Source organism: Treponema sp. OMZ 840 (assembly GCF_050937815.1).
Lineage (GTDB): Bacteria > Spirochaetota > Spirochaetia > Treponematales > Treponemataceae > Treponema_C.
On the sequence record NZ_JACDIJ010000001.1, the window covers coordinates 342,627 to 363,556 of the forward strand.

18 protein-coding genes are annotated in these 20,930 nt (G+C 43.3%); 12 read left to right on the top strand and 6 right to left on the bottom strand.

Going from position 1 to position 20,930, the window contains the following annotated elements; translation table 11 throughout:
* Positions 1 to 114 precede the first annotated feature (114 nt).
* The 5 genes from H0R92_RS01680 to pta all read left to right on the top strand — a co-directional run bounded on the left by H0R92_RS01680 (position 115) and on the right by pta (position 4,976).
* On the top strand, positions 115 to 957 hold the full coding sequence (locus tag H0R92_RS01680; protein WP_432960527.1) for an energy-coupling factor transporter transmembrane component T: 843 nt from the start codon (positions 115 to 117) through the stop codon (positions 955 to 957).
* A complete protein-coding gene (locus H0R92_RS01685; RefSeq protein ID WP_432960529.1) occupies positions 954 to 2,525 on the top strand; it encodes an ABC transporter ATP-binding protein in 1,572 nt (523 codons plus the stop codon). Before H0R92_RS01680 ends, H0R92_RS01685 begins: the two co-directional genes overlap by 4 nt.
* A gap of 13 nt (positions 2,526 to 2,538) precedes the next feature.
* Positions 2,539 to 3,144, top strand: coding sequence for an MptD family putative ECF transporter S component (locus H0R92_RS01690; RefSeq protein WP_432960531.1), 606 nt, complete (start codon positions 2,539 to 2,541; stop codon positions 3,142 to 3,144).
* A 32-nt stretch (positions 3,145 to 3,176) separates the two neighbouring features.
* Positions 3,177 to 3,854, top strand: a complete 678-nt coding sequence (locus tag H0R92_RS01695; protein ID WP_432960533.1) for a hypothetical protein — start codon at positions 3,177 to 3,179, stop codon at positions 3,852 to 3,854.
* Positions 3,855 to 3,971: 117 nt separating this feature from the next.
* Positions 3,972 to 4,976 carry a phosphate acetyltransferase gene (pta, locus tag H0R92_RS01700; RefSeq protein ID WP_432960535.1) on the top strand — a complete coding sequence of 335 codons (1,005 nt, stop codon included), beginning with the start codon at positions 3,972 to 3,974 and terminating at the stop codon, positions 4,974 to 4,976.
* Between the two features lie 90 nt (positions 4,977 to 5,066).
* On the opposite strand, the gene H0R92_RS01705 is transcribed toward pta, so the two are convergent.
* Complete coding sequence (locus tag H0R92_RS01705) at positions 5,067 to 6,461, bottom strand: MATE family efflux transporter (RefSeq protein ID WP_432960537.1); 1,395 nt, start codon at positions 6,459 to 6,461, stop codon at positions 5,067 to 5,069.
* A 176-nt stretch (positions 6,462 to 6,637) separates the two neighbouring features.
* Here H0R92_RS01705 and H0R92_RS01710 point away from each other — a divergent pair, with 176 nt between their 5' ends.
* The 6 genes from H0R92_RS01710 (at position 6,638) to H0R92_RS01735 (ending at position 12,563) form a co-directional block, all read left to right on the top strand.
* A complete protein-coding gene (locus H0R92_RS01710) occupies positions 6,638 to 6,811 on the top strand; it encodes a DUF362 domain-containing protein (protein ID WP_432960539.1) in 174 nt (57 codons plus the stop codon).
* 201 nt (positions 6,812 to 7,012) lie between these two features.
* The gene (locus H0R92_RS01715) at positions 7,013 to 7,246 is read left to right on the top strand and encodes a hypothetical protein (RefSeq protein ID WP_432960541.1); all 234 of its coding nucleotides are present in this window, start codon (positions 7,013 to 7,015) and stop codon (positions 7,244 to 7,246) included.
* Complete coding sequence (locus tag H0R92_RS01720) at positions 7,233 to 8,141, top strand: LysM peptidoglycan-binding domain-containing M23 family metallopeptidase (RefSeq protein ID WP_432960543.1); 909 nt, start codon at positions 7,233 to 7,235, stop codon at positions 8,139 to 8,141. The genes H0R92_RS01715 and H0R92_RS01720 overlap by 14 nt, the downstream gene beginning before the upstream one ends.
* 24 nt (positions 8,142 to 8,165) lie before the next feature.
* The gene (locus H0R92_RS01725; RefSeq protein ID WP_432960545.1) at positions 8,166 to 9,152 is read left to right on the top strand and encodes a hypothetical protein; all 987 of its coding nucleotides are present in this window, start codon (positions 8,166 to 8,168) and stop codon (positions 9,150 to 9,152) included.
* A gap of 169 nt (positions 9,153 to 9,321) precedes the next feature.
* Positions 9,322 to 11,898 carry a penicillin-binding protein 1A gene (locus H0R92_RS01730; RefSeq protein WP_432960546.1) on the top strand — a complete coding sequence of 859 codons (2,577 nt, stop codon included), beginning with the start codon at positions 9,322 to 9,324 and terminating at the stop codon, positions 11,896 to 11,898.
* Positions 11,899 to 11,939: 41 nt separating this feature from the next.
* Positions 11,940 to 12,563, top strand: a complete 624-nt coding sequence (locus tag H0R92_RS01735) for a ParB N-terminal domain-containing protein (protein WP_432960548.1) — start codon at positions 11,940 to 11,942, stop codon at positions 12,561 to 12,563.
* 17 nt (positions 12,564 to 12,580) lie between these two features.
* On the opposite strand, the gene tyrS is transcribed toward H0R92_RS01735, so the two are convergent.
* From tyrS to H0R92_RS01755, 4 genes are all read right to left on the bottom strand, one after another.
* Positions 12,581 to 13,801, bottom strand: coding sequence for a tyrosine--tRNA ligase (tyrS, locus tag H0R92_RS01740; protein ID WP_432960550.1), 1,221 nt, complete (start codon positions 13,799 to 13,801; stop codon positions 12,581 to 12,583).
* Positions 13,802 to 13,867: 66 nt separating this feature from the next.
* Complete coding sequence (locus H0R92_RS01745) at positions 13,868 to 14,737, bottom strand: YicC/YloC family endoribonuclease (protein ID WP_432960552.1); 870 nt, start codon at positions 14,735 to 14,737, stop codon at positions 13,868 to 13,870.
* Positions 14,738 to 14,747: 10 nt separating this feature from the next.
* Complete coding sequence (gene murC / locus H0R92_RS01750) at positions 14,748 to 16,310, bottom strand: UDP-N-acetylmuramate--L-alanine ligase (protein WP_432961169.1); 1,563 nt, start codon at positions 16,308 to 16,310, stop codon at positions 14,748 to 14,750.
* A 43-nt stretch (positions 16,311 to 16,353) separates the two neighbouring features.
* Positions 16,354 to 18,546 (bottom strand): methyl-accepting chemotaxis protein, encoded by a 2,193-nt coding sequence (locus tag H0R92_RS01755; protein ID WP_432960554.1) that lies wholly within the window; start codon positions 18,544 to 18,546, stop codon positions 16,354 to 16,356.
* Between the two features lie 129 nt (positions 18,547 to 18,675).
* Between H0R92_RS01755 and H0R92_RS01760 the strand changes: the two genes are divergently transcribed.
* Positions 18,676 to 20,079, top strand: coding sequence for a bifunctional folylpolyglutamate synthase/dihydrofolate synthase (locus H0R92_RS01760; protein ID WP_432960556.1), 1,404 nt, complete (start codon positions 18,676 to 18,678; stop codon positions 20,077 to 20,079).
* Between the two features lie 41 nt (positions 20,080 to 20,120).
* Here the strand turns inward: H0R92_RS01760 and H0R92_RS01765 are convergent, their stop codons facing one another.
* Positions 20,121 to 20,918 (bottom strand): pseudouridine synthase, encoded by a 798-nt coding sequence (locus H0R92_RS01765; RefSeq protein WP_432960558.1) that lies wholly within the window; start codon positions 20,916 to 20,918, stop codon positions 20,121 to 20,123.
* Positions 20,919 to 20,930 lie beyond the last annotated feature (12 nt).

A 20,930-nucleotide genomic window follows, 5' to 3' on the forward strand; every position in this document is an offset into this window, starting at 1 on the left:
AAGCAAGTTTTAGAGGGAAAATGTGAAAAAATGTTTATGCATTCCTGTACAGCGCTTTCAAAGTCCTTTTTCCTTATATTGACACAGCCCCCTTGTAACGTTAATATGTTAGTTATGACTAAAAAAGAAGGCGCCGCTTCGGATTCCGGCTGTGAAGATTTGACGGGCTTAACCGCAGATCGGCTTAAAATAAAAATTGCAGACTATACTTCACAAAAACGCAGCGTATTGGACCCGCGGACACTTGTGGGTTTGAATGTGGTATTCTCAATGGTTATGCTTATATCGCCTTCCGTTACGGCGAATGTGCTTGTATTTTGCATTTCGTCCGTGATTATGATTCTTTTTAAAATGCAGCGCAGACTGTGGAAATATACCCTTGTGTTTGCGGCAGCCGTTTTAATCCCCTTTTTTTTAAAATCGTACGGTGCTTTTTTAAGTCCGGCGATCAAAAACGCTCTGTTTATTATTTCCATGGGAGTTCATAAGTTTGTTCCGTTTATGATGGTTGCCGTCGTTATTTTTAACAAAGTGGATACAAAAAATCTGGTCAGCGCCCTAAACAAAATGCATCTTCCCAAAGGTTTTATGCTCGGCTTTGCCGTTGCAATACGCTTTTTACCTACGATAAAAAAAGAAACGGCGATTATTTCAACCGGAATGAAAATGCGCGGTATAGGCTTGGGTGTAAAAAGCGCATTTTTGCATCCGATGCAAAGCCTCGAATACGCCCTTGTTCCCGTTTTGTTCCGTGCCGTTTCGCTCGCAGAAGATATGAGTGCGGCAGCTTTGGTAAAAGGAGCCGAAGCGGCTCAAGCGCCTACCGAGCTTTTTGCCGTAAAGTTCGGTAAACTCGACGCTGCGTTCGCCCTCGGCTCTGTGGGCCTTGTAACTGCGGCAGTTCTTTTTAACTTTGACCTTGTTATTACCAATCTTATACGGAGTTTTGCCGTATGAAAAAAGCCGTAGAACTGCAAAACGTTTTTTTTTCGTATGAAAAAACCGAAGCCCTTGAGGACACAACCGACACGGCCCGTTTAAAAAACGCTTCTGTCAGCATTTGCGAAGGCGAGTTTTTATTGGTTACGGGAATAAGCGGAAGCGGAAAATCCACCCTCACCAAATGCATAAACGGCCTTATTCCCCGTTTTTTTGAAGGAACATTTTCCGGCGGCGTATACATTCACGGACAAAATATAAGCGATTGGACAATCGATAAAATCTCGCACAAAGCGGGATCCGTATTCCAATCGCCGAAAAGCCAATTTTTTACCGACGACGTTATTTCGGAACTGGCCTTTGCCTGCGAAAATTACGGCACAGCTCGCAGCGAAATCATCGACAGAATAAGCGAAGTGTGTACCCTGCTTCAAGTGCAAAATCTGTTATTTAAAAGACTTGAACACTTATCGAACGGCGAAAAACAAAAAATTGCAATCGCTTCGGCCCTTACCCTGCAGGCGAACATCATTGTTTTGGACGAACCTTCTTCCAATCTCGATTTTCACTCTATACGCATTTTGTCCGAAGTGCTCGCCCTTTTAAAACAAAGGGGATTTACAATCATCATAGCCGAACACCGCCTGTACTATCTAAAAGATTTGTTCGACAGGGTGATATATATAAAAGACGGAAAAATCGACGCCGAATACGGTGCGGCGGAATTCAAGGCACTGAAAAATGCTGAATTAAACGCCCGCGGTTTGCGCAGTGTACATCTTTTTAAAGACGGAACTCTTCCGTTACAGCCGCTTTTCTCCGCCCGCAAAACCTGCGAACGGACAGCCGAAGCGGCCGCCGCTACGAACGACCTTGCGCAAAAACGTGCGGAACAAAACGGCGATGAAGTGTGCCGTCTTTCGGATATTTCGTTTTCATTTAACGACGGAACCGAAATTCTTAACGGCATCGATTTAAGTTTACGCAAAAATGAAATTACCGCCTTGACGGGAAAAAACGGGGCGGGGAAAACAACCCTTGCAAAGATTCTTTCGGGCATTTACGTTCCCGATTCGGGAACAATCCGGTTAAACGGAAAAATCGTTTCGGAAAAAGAGCGCATTGAACAAACCAATTTTGTTATGCAGGATGTCGAATACCAGCTTTTCGGCCCGGATGTATTTTCCGAATTGTTGATAGGCAGCGGCGGCATTCCGGACATAAAAGAAAAAGTTGCGGATGCGCTTAAAAAGCTCGATTTATACGACTGTAAAGATGCCCATCCTTTTTCGCTTTCAATGGGACAAAAACAGCGCCTCATTATCGCCGCAACCTATGTACGCGGCTGCCCGGTTACCATCCTCGATGAACCTACAAGCGGCCTCGATTACGGCAATATGCAAAAAGTGGGCTCTCTTTTACGCGAAATCGCTCGTACATCGGCGGTACTCGTCATTACCCACGATTTTGAATTCATTTCAACCGTATGTAACCGAATCGTTTTATTGGAAAATACACGCATTACACGGGATTCAATGCTCGGTGCCGACGACGGCACGCTTGAACATAGTTTTTCAACTTTATAAAAAGGAGTTTTTTATGCAAAAGGCAAACAGGTTTAAAACAAAAGATTTTGTTTTAATAGGCATTATAGCCGTCATCTACATTGCCGTTTTTTTTATCATCGGTTTTACGACGGCGGCAATAAATCCGGTGTTACACGCTTTTTCTCCGGCCATTGCAGGTTTGATTGTCGGTACGGTGTATTTATTTTTGGCAATTAAAGTCCCCAAATTCGGTGTCTTTACTATTTGCCAAAGTATATTGATTCTCATAGTCGCAATTTTGGGCATGGGTTATCTTCCCTGGCTCATCGGTATGTTTATCGGAGCGGCACTCGGCGATATTGTCGCCTTCACGGGAAAGTATAAAAATAAATACACAATAGCCGCCGCAAGCGGTTTTATGTGTACCGGAAGCGCATCCGGCGGGGTTATTCCCATCCTGTTTTTTGTAGACCACTATAGGCACTTTTGCATCGACAAAATGGGTATGAGCGCCGAACAGGCCGAAGCGTCGATTGCGGCAAGTGCAGGCCGTATAGGCGTTATCATTCTTATTTCGACCTTTGTCTTCGGTTTTACCGGTGTTCTTATCGGTTCGAAGATTTTAGGCAAGCATTTTAAAAATTCCGGAATAAAATAACCGGATTTTATATTTTATTAAAGGAGTTGTATATGAAAAAACTCGGATTTATTTTCACAGCGGCTTTTATACTTTTAATTGCCGCTCCCCTGTGTGCCGACGCCGCCAATGATGTTAAGATCGATTGGAAGCTGGACATTGCAAAAGAAAACTATGCTATGAACTTTTTCAGCTGGAAAGCCGGCGACAAGGCGGAAGTAAAGGATTCGTTCGATGCGGCATCGGGTGCCAGTTTAAAAGGTTCTACAAAGGCTTTTAACAGCGTTCGATATGCCGAACCGGCCGCAGATAAAAAAGCCGCAATACCCGGCGGTTTACGCGGTTTGTTTTTATTTGCGGTCGCCGATTGGAAATTCACCCAAAGCCATGCCTTGCAAGTTACAAAAAAAGCGGGTGCGATTACCGTTCGTTTTATCCGTAAAGCAAACGCATATGAATTAAAAACCGATAAAAAAGGAAACTTCGACCTTTTAACCGGTTCAAAATGTGCAAAAAACATCGCCGAAAAAACGGAAAACGGTTTTGTTCTTAAACCCGAATATGTAAAAGCGGGCGGAAATGCGGCAAACATGGCCGATTTGGATTGGGACAAAGTTAAACTTGAAAACGACACTTTCAATCCGGAAGCCGCTTACCGTTATGAAGGTACATTGCAGTTCACACTGAAAAACAACGTACTCGGCATTTCAGGAACGATGATAAAAAAATAAATCTTTATAAAAAAGTGCCGGAAAGCGGCCGAACAAATTTTGCAGCTCGTACGGCTTGCACAAATTGCAATCCGGTATTATTATATGGAAAAATACCGCACATAAAAGGATGTTATTATGGATTTTGTAAATGAAATGAAAAAAAAGGCCGCCGAGCTGCAAAACAGACTTGTGCTGCCGGAAGGCACCGAAGAGCGCACGATTGCGGCTGCCGCTCAAATTATAAAAGAAAAACTGGCTAAATCCGTTACCCTGCTCGGGAACGAATCCGACATAAAAAAAGCCGCCGACGCAAAGGGTGTATCGCTTGCCGGTATCGATATTATCGACCCCGAAACCTCCGAATGGCATGCGGACTTTGCGGCGACTTATTGTGAACTTCGCGCCAAAAAAGGCATGACAAGCGAACAGGCCGCTATAGATATGAAAAATAATGTGCGTTTCGGCGCAATGATGGTACGCAAAAACAAAGCCGACGCCATTGTAGCCGGCGCCCTTGCGGCAACCGCCGACGTACTTCGTGCAGGCTTGACGATTATCGGAACCGCACCGGGTATGAAAACGGCGTCTTCATGCTTTGTTATGGATACGCACAATCCCAAATGGGGCGCCGACGGCATTATGATTTTTTCCGACTGTGCCGTTATTCCCCTGCCCACTTCGGAGCAACTGGCCGATATTGCAATCGCCGCAGCGGAATCCTGTAAAACCATGCTCGGTGTAGAACCTGTTGTTGCGATGATGTCGTTCAGCACCAAGGGCTCCGGCGGCAAAGACGAAAATGTTCTTCGCGTACAGGAAGCCGTACGCATTGCAAAAGAAAAAGCGCCTTCCCTCTGTCTGGACGGTGAAATTCAAGCCGACGCCGCGCTTATCCCTTCGGTTACCGAAAAAAAAGCGCCCGGAAGCCCCATTACCGGCAAAGTTAATACTCTTATTTTCCCCGACTTGGGAGCGGGCAATATCGGTTACAAACTGGTGCAGCGCTTGGCGGGCGCCGATGCGTTCGGTCCGATTTTGCAGGGCTTTGCTTCTCCTATCAGCGATTTGTCGCGCGGCTGTTCCGTTGACGACATTGTAACCACTTCGGCCGTAACCCTTGTACAAGCCGGCAAAAAATAACAACGCTGCGCCGTCCGATACCGCACCGCAGTAAAAAAAGCGCGCGGCCGCACATACAGTGCGGCCGCTTTTATACATTTTCGGACGGCTTTATATTTCTATTGTCTGCCATTTGCCTTTTTTAAAACGCACCCATGTAAGTGTAAATCGTACAAATTGATCGAGCAAAAGCCCCAGCCATGCTCCCGTAAGCCCCCAGTTAAACGGATATACAAAAAGCCAGCCGGAAAACGGGCGGATTATTGCAACGCTTATAAGTGAAACCACTGCGGTATACCGTGTGTCGCCTGCACCGCGTAAACATCCGAAACCGATAACCTGCCCCACTTGAAAAATAACGATAAAGGCGACTATTTTCATAATAATGCTGCCGTAATTTAAAATAATCGTATCCGATGAAAAAAGGCTGTATATGTTACGTCCGAAAGTACTGTACACAAGGGCTATCGTAAGCGAACATACCAATCCCATACGCTGACAAAACACACCGTATATTTTTGCAAGGTCGGGACGCTTTTTACCCAAACTTTGTCCGACCAGCGTGATACCCGCAAGCGACAAACCGTCGCCTACGGCAAAAGATATGCTGATAACGATCATACCTATTTGATGGGCGGCAAAAGCGGCCGTTCCCAAATTCGCTACGACAATTGCGTATAAAAAAAAGCCCACACGTAAAAAGATTTGTTCCAGTAAAGCTCCCGAACCGACCTTATACAGTCCGGCTAAAATACGGGTGTCAAAGCGAAGCTTGTTATTTCGATAAAACAAAAAAAGATACCCGTCGGGTTTTAAGACGGAAGCTGTAGAAAGTATAAAAGCCGCAGCGAATCCAAGTACCGAAGCGATTGCCGCCCCCCGTACACCTAAAGCGGGAAAACCGAAGCGTCCTTCGATAAGTAAAAAATTAAATATAATATTTATCGCATTTGAAACCAAATTCGTTTTCATAGCGATTTTTGTATTACCGGCCCCTCTTTGCGCCGCATTGACGACAAGGGTAAAGGCTTGTAAAACGAGGGATGCAATAATAATACGAAAATATATAATTGAATGTGAATGTGTATCGGTTTGACTTCCCGCAAAACGCAGTATCGGATCCGCACAAACATAAGCCGCCGAACCGATGCATAAGGCCAAAATAAAGGTAATGGCCAATGCTTGAATCAGGGTTCGGTTTGCTTCGTCCCTGTTGCCGGCTCCCGTACGCCGTGCAGTCAGCGCACTGACCGCAGTGGATATTGAAAAAAATATCGTCAAACATAAAAAACGCGGCTGTGCAGTCAATCCGACTGCGGCAATGGCGTAGGAGCCTAAAGCGCCTACCATAATCGTATCGGCCAATGAAATAAGAGCGGTTAAAAAAGATTCAAGCATAGTCGGCCATGCCATACGCAGAGTATCGGTAAACAAGGTTTTATCGGAAGGCAGTTCGCCCTGTAATAATTGCTTTCCGACAACGGATTGTGCATTGAATATAAGCATAAATATACAATGTCATATTACCCGATAATACCGTATTTTTGCAATCGGACAATAAAAAAATTAAACCGCAAAGACAAATTTTATAAAAACAATGTAAAAAAAAACAGTGTTAACTTGTGCTAACAGACTTTTTGATGTTATGATAATTTATCACACTTCTTATAGGGAGGTTATTTATGGCATACAAAATCACCGATGCATGTGTAAACTGCGGAGCTTGCGAAGGAGAATGCCCTGTTAATGCAATATCCGAAGCGGAAGCTGCACGTGTAATTGCTGCTTCAACATGTATAGACTGCGGTTCTTGTGCAAGTGTTTGCCCGACGGAAGCAATACTGCAAGATAACTGAAAAAACTGAAATTCGGTTTCGCATATTTAAGTAAAACACACACTACATGTAAAAAACCGAAAAAAGCGTTTTTTTACGTGCTTTTTACGGCATAAAGGTTTATCGGTTTTACCGGTAAACCTTTTTTTTTCGGTTTTTTAATTTCCGGAAAATGCAAAAATGCTCTATTTTTTTTTATTTTTTTGTGATATGATTTAACGGATGAAAAACCGTATCTTACGTAAAATTCGTACTGCAGCCCTTTTTTTTGTAAAATTGATGCTTGTAGCGGCGGTATGTTTTATATTCGCATGTATTTTTGTATATCCTCTGTGGCTTTTTGCGGTACAAAAACCCAATATGTTTTCGATAACGGTTCTTATTTTTTTCGCTCTTTTTATAAGCATTTTTTTTGCCGCAAAAATACGGTCACGAAAAAAGCATGAAAAAGACTGATTTATTTTATATCATTTTATTTTGGTTTTGTACCGCAGCACAAGCGGCCTCATCGCCCCATACGCCGTATCCCGAAATACAAAAACTTCATGTATCGGATCCTTTGTTTCAGCAATACATTCAAGAAGTGGAAGCCAATTACCGTATACGTGCCAAAGGCGGCGATGCATATACTTCTTTCTATATATACAAGGTGAAAAACGGCGAAGATCTTTTAAACATAGCGGCAAGATGTAATATTCCCTATGAAACGATTGCGCTTGTCAATAATATAAGTTTTATAGATTCGCCGCTGGAAAATAAAGTTTTATACCTTTCAACATGTTCCGGTTTATTTATTCCGAAAAAGCCGCTTTCACCGCTTGAGTTTATTTTAAAAACACGCTATCCTAATGAAGAAGGGTTTTCGGTTTATACTGTCGGGAATTCCGAATATGCATTTATTCCCGATGCACGGCTGAATCCGACGGAACGCTTTTTTTTTGCCGATTCGAATATGACTTCGCCTTTGGCAACGGGGGTTATTTCATCTTCTTTCGGCATACGCATAAGCCCTATTACGGGCCGTAAGAGTTTTCATAGCGGTATAGATATTGCGGCCGACGAAGGAACACCCGTTTTTGCGTGTAAATCGGGTATCACGGCCTTTACCGGTACCGATGAGCGTTACGGTAATTACATTATTTTGCAGCATGATAACAATACCCAAAGTCTTTACGCTCATTTACAAACAATTCTTACGAAAAAGGGACAGCCGGTTATAAAAGGAAAACAAATAGGAACGGTAGGTAACAGCGGGTTGTCTACAGGTCCTCATTTGCACTTTGAAATACAGGTTGGAGGTAAAGCTAAAGATCCCTCATCTTTGATAAAAAAGTTTTTGCGGGAATATTGATTTTTTGAGGATCTGAAAAACGATATGAAGAAAAAACGGATTGCAGCAATATTTTTCTTAATGGGCATTTGTTTATACGGATTTTCCGAATCGTTTAGAGTGCATAAAACTATCCTTAAAACTGTAACGGAAAAAACAAAATCCGCTCATGCCGAATTGGGTATAAATGACGCCCTTGTTTTGAATTTACCGGAAAACAGTCTTTTTTTACAGGGCATAGAGCTTGAAATAAAGATTCCCGCCATAGCGGCCGAATATCGGGATGCAATCGCATATGCACTGTATACGGATATAAGTCCCCGGCCGGCTGCGGATATTATCGACTATTCGGGACAACGTTTAAGCATAGACACCTTTCCCGGCCGGCTTAGTTGCAATATCCGCATTCCTCTTATAAAAAATCATACAATGCAAAAAAATCCGTACACCATTATCATGCCGTCCTTATTTTCAAAGCCGGTAAAAACGCTTTTTTTTAGGCTGCAATTGGTAATGAAAGGAGTTCCGCGCGAACTTTTCGATTCCGTGTTTTCCGTTACTATCAAGCCTGTTCTCATAGATCGGGGATTATTGGACCTTAAAATTCTATATCCCGAAGCGCAAAAAGAAAATGAACAACAAAAATTTTTGGTTTTTATCGATGAACGGCAAATAGATTTTCCTCAAAAAACGCTGTTTTTGGATACGGGAATGCACCGGCTCAATATTGTGTCGGACCACTACCGCAATGAAGTGCGGAGTTTTTCGATAGAACAGGCAAAAACTTCATCGTTGGTAATCCGGCTTCAGGATATTATTCCCCTTCTTCATGTTTCGGCCCCTCAAAATACCCGTTTTTTTATGAACAATACCGAAATTAAAGATTTTTCAAAGCCCATACCTATTGAAGCCGGCACACATCAGTTGCGGTTTTCACTCGGCGATTATGAAGTGGTGCGCGTATTGGAAGCCGAAAACGGACGCTCCTATAATATATCGGTTGCCTTTGACGTAACCATATCGGAAGAATAATATTAAAGATTTGCCGATTAGCGCCGATATTATAAATGTCGGGTGAACAAATCCCCTCCCACCCATTGTTCGCTCGATTGCCTTGATGGCATGGCCGGCGCGAAAGCCGGCCTTTTTTATTTTCGATTGCCTTGACAAAAACCCGCCTCTTTACTACTCTAGTATATGTATGCAAAAAACTAAAACAAAAATCGTCCTTTTATGTTCGGCTGCTGTGCTTTTTCCCGTTTTACTCGGAATCCTATTAGGCACACTGCTCGGAATGACTGTAAATATAAAAAACAATGAGCATTTTACCGAATTTGCCAATGCGTTGCCGACAAAACTGTTGGATATAAACGGGGAACTTATTACCGAATTCGCTTCGGATGAAAAACGGGAAATTATCACTTTGGCGGAATTACCCCAGCATTTAATAGATGCTTTGATAACCCGCGAAGACAATGTCTTTTTTAAGCATGCAGGTTTTAGTATAAAAGCGATTACACGTGCCGTTATCGGTCAGCTTATGCGCCGTTCTTTGGGCGGAGGCAGTACCCTAACCCAACAAATAGCCGGCACCCTCTATCTTGACCGCACGGAAATATCCGTAACGCGGAAAATAAAAGAGTTGTGGTGGGCAATTCAAATGGAAAGGCGCTATTCAAAACAGGAGATTTTGGAACTGTATTTGAATAAGGTATATTTGGGCGGCGGTACTTACGGCGTAAACGCCGCTTCAAAATACTATTTCGGACACAGCGCCCGTGAAATAACGCCTGCCGAAGCGGCGATTTTAGTAATTCAGCTTTCGAATCCGGGACACTATAATCCTTTTGAATATCCGAATCGCGCAATGGAACGTCAATCATATGTTTTAAATGAAATGACACGGGCCGGTTTTTTAACAAAAGAAGAGGCCGATCAAAGTTTTGACGATTTTTGGCTGCATTTCGATTACACACGTATAAGTTCGTCCGCATATTTTATGCGTGAAGACAAGGCACCATGGTTCAGCGAATTTGTGCGAAAAGAACTTGAAAAAATGATGTACGGTAAAATGGACGTATATACAGGGGGATATACAGTTCACACGACAATGAATATGAAGCACCAGCTTGCGGCACAAAATATAATGCAGCGCTATATCACATGGGCAAACAAATCATACAATGAAACAAAAAATGTCAGGAAATCGAGTGCTTCTTCAACCTATATTCCTATGACCGAACTTTTAGCTTTGGTGTTCGATATACCGCAACTTAAAATTTCGGAACAGCGCAATGAAGTGATTACCATGTCCGCTTTTAAAAATACCGTAAATCCGACCCTTGACGTTTTATCGCTTATGTTCGGTATTGAACAATTAAAAATAGATGTTGTAAACAGGGCAACCGCGCAAACGAGCGAAACACGCAAAAAAAATAAAATAGAAGGAACGATGATTGCTCTTGAAAATGCAACGGGTTATATTACCGCTATGGTCGGCGGAAGCGAATACGGGCAAGACAATCAGTTTATACGGGCCGTACAGGCAAAATTACAGCCGGGAAGCTCTTTTAAACCGCTGTATTATACTGCAGCGATAGATTCGAAAAAATTCACGCCTACAAGCGTTATATATGATGTACCGACTATATTTAGAAAAGAAGACGGCAGCTTATATATTCCTCAAAATAATAAGGGAGAATGGTACGGTTCGGTACAGCTTTGGTATGCACTGACAAGATCTATGAACGTTCCGTCCTTGATAATATTACGCGATATCGGGTTTGATGCTGCAATCAATCAAGCGGCGGCTTTGCTCGGTTTAAAACAAGAAGAATTTGCGGAACGCAAGCTTGAACGGGTGTATCCGATAGGGCTGGGTGTGTGTTCGGTTAAGCCGGTGGAAATGGCGCGGGCTTTTGCAATCTTTGCCAACCAAGGTAAAGAAGTTGTTCCCTTGGCGGTACGTTCCGTTGAAGACAGAAACGGGAAGGTTATATTAAATCCGGAACGGGAAATACGGCTTGCCCAACAGGAAAAAGGAGAGGCATCACAAATTATCAGTCCGCAAACGGCATATATTATGACCGACCTTTTAACCAATACGATAACGCACCCGAAAGGAACGCTGGCGTACGGTTCCGATTCGGGTAAAAAGCTGCGCTATATAGATGAAAACGGCAAACGATATACCATTCCCGCCGCCGGAAAAACGGGAACAACTCAAAACTGGTCGGATGCATGGGCGATAGGTTTTACCCCCTATTATACGGCGGCATTTTGGTTCGGTTTCGATGCAAAGGGCGAATCGATGGGTGTATATCTAAACGGTTCCAGCCTTCCCGGTCCCGCATGGGGAGATTTTATGGGAGCCGTCCATGAAGGATTACCCTATAAGCCCTTTGTAAAGCCCTCAACGGGAATTGTAGAAGCAACCGTATGTTCGGTGTCCGGCGGTATTTTATCGACTGCCTGCGGCAATAACAGAACAACAAAGTATTTTTTGGCGGGAACCGAGCCGATAGGAATTTGCGAACAGCATACAAACAGAGAGCGGGAGGTGTTCCTCGGAGCCGAAAGATTGTTTTCGGAGTATTATATGTCCGGTACACGACAGACAAAAATTACGGATAACACGGGATTAAAACTCGATCTTTCTTTTTTAAACGGGGAAGAATACAGCATGCAAAGCGAAAAAGACATTGCAGATAAACAACAATCGGCAGAATTCGAAAAAGAGCGGCAAAGGCTTCCCGATCACAATGAATTGTTTGACTAAACGGGCAAAATCTTTAAACCGCGAATTATAACGGAGGCATTATGCTTGTACATATTTCCGATATTACCGTGAAAAAGCGTATACGTAAAAACATTTCCGATGTCGACGCCCTTGCAGACAGTATACATAAGCACGGACTTTTAAATCCGATTATCCTCGACAACAATTATGTGCTGATTGCGGGTTTTAGACGCTTACAAGCTGTTAAACAATTGGGCTGGGTATCCGTTCCAGCAACGATTGTAGATGCAAAAGATAAAATCAGCCGCATGGAAATCGAACTTGATGAAAATATACAGCGTTCGGATTTTACACGGAACGAACTTTTAGACGGCTATGCCTATTTGGAAAAACTGAAAAACCCCAACCGTATCCGCCGAATTTGGCAGCGAATAAAAAGCTTTTTTGTCCGTATCTTTGCAAACGCCGAAGAAAACCGCGCCGAAAAGCGTAAAAAAAATGCACTGCTGTCGCTTAGCGCCCCAGCCGGTTTAATTTTAGCGGTCGTTTCGGGTATACTCCATAAAAAAACCTATATAAGTACATTTTTATTATCCGCTTTAAATATTGTTTCGCTTGCACTTTTTATTGTAGGCCTTTTCTTTTTTATTCGGTTTAAAGCCGCACGCAAAAAAGCGGCAATTTCCCAAATTCGGAGTTCTTAATCCGCTGCGGCGGGCTTTTAGACCGTTACGACGCGCACAAACTTTTTTTTGCCGGCGCGAAGGATAAACTCGCCCGATTCGTCGGCGTCTTTTAAGTTTATAAGGGCTTTAAGGTCGGTTACGGTTTTTCCGTTTACAACCGCCCCGCCCTGCTCTATGAGCCGCCTTATATCGCTTTTTGAACCGCCCAAGAGCGCAGCGCTGAATAAGTCGATAACGCCTATGCCCGCTTCCAAAACCGAACGTTCGATTTTTGCGGTCGGCATGGCATCCTTATCTCCTCCGCCCGAAAAAGCCGCCTTTGCGCCGGCCAAAGCGGTATCGGCTTCTTCTTTACCGTGTATTTCTTTTGTAACTTCCCAAGCAAGGCGTTCTTTTGCCTTGTTGATGTCGGCACTGCAAAGGCCGTCGATTTCGTCAATCGGCAAAAAGGTAAACAAAAGCATGAATTTACGTACATCGGCGTCGGCAACGTTGCGCCAATATTGAAAAAAGTCGAATACGGGCGTAAGGGTTTTATCCAAAAAGAGGGCGCCCTTTTCGCTTTTGCCCATTTTTTTACCGTCGCTCCGCGTAATAAGCGGAAAGGTTAAACCGAACACTTCCCTGCCCGTTTTGCGCCGAATCAAATCGACACCTGCAACAATGTTCCCCCACTGGTCATCCCCGCCTATTTGCAGGGCGCAGTTGTGGCGCTCATTGAGCATTAAAAAGTCGTAGCTTTGTAAAAGCTGATAATTGAATTCAAGAAACGAAAGACCGGTTTCCATGCGCTTTTTATAGGCTTCGTAAGTGAGCATTTTATTAACCGAAAAGCATGAACCGATATCGCGCAAAAAATCTATATAGTTGAGGTTTGCAAGCCACTCTTCGTTGTTTTCGGGGAAAGCCGTTTTGCCGTCAAAACCGATAAAACGGTTTAACTGCTCTTTTATTTTTTCGACGTTTTCGTTTAACTGCTCGTAACTGAGCATTTTACGCATTTCGGTTTTGCCCGAAGGGTCTCCGATGCGTCCGGTACCGCCGCCGATTAAAGAAATACCGATATGTCCGGCCGAGCGCAAATGGCGCAGGGCAAACTGAGGCACCAAGTGGCCGATATGAAGGCTTCCCGCCGTCGGGTCGGTTCCGACATAAAAGGTAACCGGTCCCTTATCCATTAAATCCGAAAGTTTTTCGGTGTCGGTACATTGCTGAAAAAATCCGCGTTCTTTAAGTGTTTGAAGAGCTTTGTTCATAAAGTCCAGTGTACCGAAAAAAAGGTCTCTGTGCAAGCACTTTGCTTTTGTATATAAAAAGCCGGACTATTCCACATTGCGGCATTGTTCGCGTATGTTTTCGAGGGCGTTTTTGGCTTCTATAACGTTTTGGCCGATTGCAAGCACTTGGCTTTTCGAACCGACGGTATTGATTTCCCTGTTTAATTCCTGGCAAATAAAATCCATTTTGCGCCCGGGTGCTTTGTTGTGTTCAATTTCGGTTTTTAAAGCTTCGATATGGCTTAAAAGGCGCACCACCTCTTCGTTTATCGTGTATTTTACAAGCATAGCCGCCGTTTCGCTCATAATGCGCTGTTCGTCGGCTTTATCGCCCAACAGTTCGTTAAAGCGCTTGAAAATCGTTTCCTTAAAATGCGCTTCCATTTCGGGAATGCTTTTTTCGAATATGCGCGCGCAATTTTCAAGTTTTGTAAGCTGCAAAAGTATATCCCGTTTGAGGTTTGCCCCTTCGCGTTCTCTGTCCGCACAAAAAGCGGACAAAGCCTGTGCAAAAACCGGTTCAATGAGGGCGCGGTATTTGTCAATGTCGTAATTTTGGCTGACGGTAAGCACCCCCTCGCGGGATGCGATTAAGCCTGCACAAATATCGGCTTCGCTTACGTTTAAATCATAAGCGATTTTTTTTAAGACATCCGCATAGGTTTTTGCCGCGTGCATATCGGCTTCAATGCTCATATCGGGTGCAAAATCTTTAACACGGATATAGACGTCAACCTTACCGCGCACAAGCGACTGCATACAAAGGCTTCGAATTTCCTGTTCCAAGCGTCCCAAAAAAGGAGGCATATTGATATTTAAGTCCGCAAAGCGCGAATTAACTGCCTTTATTTCGGCGGAAACAAAAACCGTATCGCTCGAATTTTCGGCATAGCCGTAGCCGGTCATACTTTTCATAAAATCTTCCTTAAACGTTTTTATTTTGAATGCCGGGAATGCCGGACAGCTTTTCCGAAAGCAGGCGGCCGAGTTTCCAATTGTCGCCCGCGCCCATAGTAATAAAAAGCACATCTTTTTTTAAGCCGGTACAGCGTTCAAAAAGGTAATCGAGGGCATCAAAAATTTCTTCAAAATACGATACGTGATTATGATTACGGCGCACCGCTTCGTATAGGGTTTTACCGCTTATCGAACCGTCAAAGCTTTCGCGGGCTGAAGCATAAATTTTATGTAACACAACTTCGTCGGCCGCCGAAAATGAACGCGCAAAGTCATCCAACAAAGCGGCGGTTCGCGTATAAGTATGCGACATAAAGTCGACGATAATGAACCGGTCCGGATAAAAAGAACGCAATCCCTCTATCGTTGTTTTTAAAGCGGTCGGATGATGGGCGTAATCGTCCATAATTAAAACACTGCCGTTTTGCAAACCGACCGTATCGATAATTTCACTGCGGCGCTTTGCTCCCGTAAACGATGCAAAGCCTTCTTTAAGTTTTTCGCACAAACGTTTTTTTTCAGCGCCGCTAAACTCGCATATCGGGCGCCCGCAATGTTCGGCGCATAAAGAAAGGGCAAGAGCGCAGGCCGCCCCGCAATTCAGCACTGTGTGTTTTCCCGGAATGCGCAGGTAAAAATCTTCATCAAAGCCTAAAAGCGAAAAATACTGCCTGCCTTTTTCGGTTTTTCCCATATGCAGCCGATAGGGGCCTTTTGCAGCGAAGCCGTAGGGCGTATACACAATATCGTCCCTCTTTTTTTTAACGGCGGCAACCGTTTCGCAAGCACCCGCATCGTCGGCACAGTAAATCAATTCGCCTCCTTCGGGCAATAAAAGGCAGTAATCGATAAAGGCATCGCGTATGCTTTCGTAAGTGGGGTAATAGTCCTGATGGTCGCTTTCGACACCGGTTAAAACGATTTTTTTCGGGCAAAAGGACATAAAATGCCGCCGGTATTCGCAGGTTTCGGCAACAAAAAAACGGCGGCCCCTGTTAAGCGTACAGCTTCCCGTCGCTCCGGACGGCGTTTGAATAGAGCTTTGTTTTTCCTCATCGGCGAAACCGGGAATAACGCTTCCTGCAAGCACTTGTACGGGAAGATCCAAGCTTTTAAGGAGCATACCCGTAATACCGGTCGTTGTGGTTTTGCCGTGAACGCCCGCAATGCCGCAGCTGTAAGCTGCACGCGACAAAGCGCCCAAGGCTTCGGTATATAAAAGCATGGGGACTCCCGCCTTACGTGCGGCAATCAATTCGGGGTTCGAGTCGATTTTGTATGCGGAAGAATAGACAAGAAGGTCTATATCCTTTGTTATATTTTCAGCCGAAAAAAGAGTCGGCTTGATGTGTAAGCGCTCAAGTACTTCATCGGTATAAAAGCGGTCGGCGACGTCGCTTCCGCTTATACGGGCACCGCGGAAATGACAGATTTCCACAAGGGCGGCCATTCCGGTTCCCTTAATTCCCGTAAAATGAATGTGCGTATTTCGCAAATCGTTTTTGGAAAATATTTTTTCCGTAAGCGGCATGTCACAGTGTTTAAGCGGCATATGAAAATCCTTTGCGTGAAACTTAGATTTCGTCATCGGTTTCATTTTGGTACACTTTAAATTTTTGTACCTCAGTTACAAGATTATTAATGCTTTGCTTATTTTTTAAAGTAAGATGATTTACCTCTTGCACGGCATTATTTATCTGAACGGATCCTGCAGACATTTCATTCATACTGCTTGTAATAACTTCGGTTAAATTGCTCAGCTTACTCATTTCATTTGCAGTCGCTTCACCGCCTCTTAAAATACCGGCTGAACTTTCTTTAACTTTAATCGTTACTTCGTTGATATCGCGTATTGCCGCAAGTACTTCACGGCTGCCTTTTTCCTGTTCGGACATTGCTTCGGTAAGTCTGGTACTCATATTTTTAACCTGTTCGGTTAAATTAAAAATAACATTGAATTTTTCTTCGGCAGTTTTTGAAGCGGAAGACAAAACTTCAATTTCGCTGCTCAGCATTTTCAGCGTTTCGGTAATATTTTTTCCCTGAGCGCTTGATTCTTCGGCAAGTTTACGGATTTCATCTGCAACAACGGCAAAGCCCTTTCCCGCTTCTCCGGCGTGGGCAGCTTCTATTGCCGCATTCATTGCCAATAAGTTCGTTTGACTTGCTATATGTTGAATAACGCTGGAAGCTTCAAGCAAGCTGCCCGATTCTTCCGCAACCTTTTGGGTTATTCCGCTCGAATTGACTACGGTTTCTCTTCCGTCCACAGTCGCCGATGCAAGCGTTTTTATTACCTCATCGGTTCTGCCGAGTGTTTGACTGATAGAACCGATATTACCGACCATTTGTTCTATTGCCGAAGAGGATTCGGCGACACTTGCCGCTTGAGATTCGATACTTGCATTCAGTTCCGTTATCGTACCGATAATTTCTTCCACTGTCGCAGCGGTTTCGCTTAAGCTTGCCGCTTGAGTTAAGGTTTGATCTTTTACCACATCGACATTTCCGCTTATTTGGTCAACGGCGCTGGCCGTTTCCGTCATATTGGCGGAAAGGGTTTCTCCTATTTGACTCATCGACTGAGATTCAAGAATAAGAGTGCTGATCATTTTGCACATATTGTCCATAGTTTGATTAAAATAATCCAACAATTGCCCTACTTCATCGTTTTTATTGTACTTGATACGGCCGGTAATATCGCCGGAAGCGATTTTTGCAAAAACATTGCGCATGTGTTTAAAATGCAAAAGCAAGCGGTTCGAAAAAATAAAGCCGGCTATAAATATAATAAGAATAAAAACCGCACCGATAATGATCATATCTTTAACAACATGATAAAAGGTTCCCAATATTTCGCTGCGCTCGACAAACATAATGATTTTCCAATTAAGTTCACCCAATGAAAAAACCCGCGCATTCCATTTTTTCCCGTCCATATCAAGCGTTAAGCTGTCTTTATTCATTTCAGCCAGCTTTGAAAAACCGGGAATACCCGATTCGTTTAAAGATTTGAAATTCAATTCCCTATGACGGGGATCGGCAATAATCGTACCGTCGTTTTGAACCAGCATGACATAACCCGTTTTACCTATGTGAATATCATTCATAAGCGACGTTAATTCATCAAGCGAAATATCTATACCCAAACAGCCGATTAATTTATTTGCAGCGGATTTTACCGTGCGCGCAAAAGTTACAACGATACCGTCAGTCGGAGTCATATATGCGGAAGTCATAATAATGTTTCCGTCTGCTTCTTTAGCCTGCTTATACCAGGGACGCTGACGGGGATCATAACCGCCGGGCATGGGAATATCCATTGTTGTAACGAACCCGCCCCATTCACTGCCTGAATATATAATGGAAAATTCGGAGTAATACGTTTGCATATATTTAAAAAAACTGCCGATTTCTTTTTCAACCGGGCTTTTTTCCGATTCGGGAACAAGGATATCCTGCGTATTTTTCGTATAATCATACAAACTGCCGTCAATTTTTTGTACGGACGGATGCTCCGAAAGCATTTTTACGGCATTTTTATTATTTTGCATAAAAATATGTACCGCTTGGTTTACGGTAACAAACTGCTGTTCCGTAAATTGTTCGAATTGCAGTGTGGTGATTCGGTACAGCTGAAAACCGATGACAGAGCAAATAATGAGCGCCAGTGCAAGAACAACCGTCATCATAGCAATAATGAATTTAGTACGGATAGAAAAAAAAGCTCCCTTTTGTTTTTGCGACAAATCGAATCGGTGATTCATGATAAAAGATTCCCCTTTAGTATTTTATAAGGGGCATTGTACAGTAAATAAAAAAAAATATAAAGATGAAAATCTTAAAAACATAAAGGACTTTTACACACATATTATTTTATGTTATACTTACAAAATATGACAGAACATACATCTATGCGTGCTTTTTCCCGCTGGCTTGAAAATTATTTGAACTTTGAAAAAAATCCTAAAAAAGATATTTTTAAGCTCGATACAATGAAATTCTTATGTGCCGAATTCGGCAATCCGCAAAATACATATAAATCGATTCACATTGCCGGTTCCAAGGGAAAGGGATCCGTATCGGCTTTTTGTGCTTCAATTTTGGAAGAAGCCGGTTTTAAAACGGGTTTGTACACTTCTCCCCATGTTGAAGATATAAGAGAGCGGATAACCGCGCCGACGCATTTTTTTACGGAAGAAGAATATAGCAATGCCCTACAAGCTTTTATTCCGGCGGCCGATTTGTATATTTCAAGCAGGCTGAACGGAAGGAAAAAACCGACATGGTTCGAATTGATGACTTTGTTTGCTTTTTTTTGTTTTCGAAACTGTAAAACACAATGGGCGGTTTTTGAAACGGGGATGGGCGGCCGCTTGGATGCAACCAATGTACTGCATCCGCAAGCCTGTGCAATAACGACCATCGAATTGGAACATACCGAATACTTAGGTTCAACGACTGAAGCGATTGCATATGAAAAAGCGGGCATTATAAAACCCGATATTCCGGTTTGTATCGCGCGGCAAAGTGCCGATGTAAAAAAAGTATTTAAAGCTAAAGCGGCTAAAGAACATACCCCCATCTTTTTTATTGAAGATATAGTTACACATATACATTATATCCGCGAAAAAAGCGGCATAGAAATTCTTTTTGCCCCGGATGCCTTTTGCGCATTGAACGGTTCGGTATTTTTTTCACGTCCGATAAAAGCGCATCTTAAGCTGCACGGAGCGTTTCAAACGGAAAATGCGGCATTGGCCGCCGCTGCCGTCAAAACGGCCCTACCCGATATTGACGAGCAAACAATAGAAAGAGGGCTTGAAAAAGCATTTTTACCCGGGCGCTTTGAAATAATACACACCAAAGTACGAAATAAAGCGCTTACAATCGTTATCGACGGATGTCACACACCGAACAGCATACGGGGTACATTGGAAACTTTTTTTGCCGATTTCGGTCCTTCGGCACATTTGCTTTTTGCCTGCGCCGAAGATAAAGATGTCGATTCAATGGCATCCATTATAAAAGACTCTCCCTGCTCTTTCAGCAAAATCAATTTAACGATACCGGGCAAGGCAAAACATTCCGATTACGACAAAACGCTCAAAAGTTTTTATACACGCTTTGAAAAATCTCTGCTGAATGCAGATAAAGATTACACCGCATTAATACACAATGCATTCGAACAAGCCGCAGCCGAAAACAAAGCGCTGCTTTGTGCCGGCTCGTTTTATTTGGCCGGCGAAGTAAAAAAAGCGATACAAAAAAACCGCCTCGATTCATGTCCGCCGCAATAAAGCCGCTGTTTTAAAATTTTCTTTGTTTTTTAATTGCAGGCTTATATAAAATCGGATATTTCAAACCCTTTTAAAACAATACAAAGGGGCTCATTAGTTAAAGGATGATTGAATTTTAAAGCACAAGCGGTAAAACAAAGTTCCTGTTTTATCGGTTTGTCCGCCGTTGCAGAACACTCGGGATTATATGCAAAATCGCCTATAACGGGTAAACCGTATGCGGCAAGGTGGGAACGCACTTGGTGACGAAATCCGTTTGCGATTTTACAAACTACTTTTACGGCGGCATTACCGTTTTTTATGCCGGCATCGCATATCGATACAATTTCCGTGCGGTATGTCGTTTTGCCGGCTTTTTTTAAGTCGGCTTTACCCGCATCGGTAAAAACGGGTTTTACTTTTTTATTCCCCACACCGTAAGATCTAAAGCGGCTTTTAATTACAAGGGGAAAATCTTTTTGTTTTTGTAAAAGCTCAAGAGCTTGATCCGTTTTAAGACAATAAGCGCAATAATATTTTATAAAACGTCCTTCGCTTTGTTGTTTTTGAAAATTATCAAAGGCTTTTTGCGTACGGGCGGCAAGCAAAAGTCCTCTTGTAGCCGTATCCAAACGGTGTACCAAGCCTCCTTCAATACTTTTTTTCCCGCACACAAAGGCGGTTTCCGGAACATAGTCCGTAATTTGCGAGTATGCGGTGTTTTCATACGGATGTAAGGGGGCTGAAGGAAGACCGGCCGGTTTATCTATAACGATAAAATCGGCATCTTCAAAAATGAGGGAGATTTTAAATTCGCAATTTTCCGCAACCCGGCTGCCGGTTTTAGCCGAAGTGTCCATATCCGCTCCTTA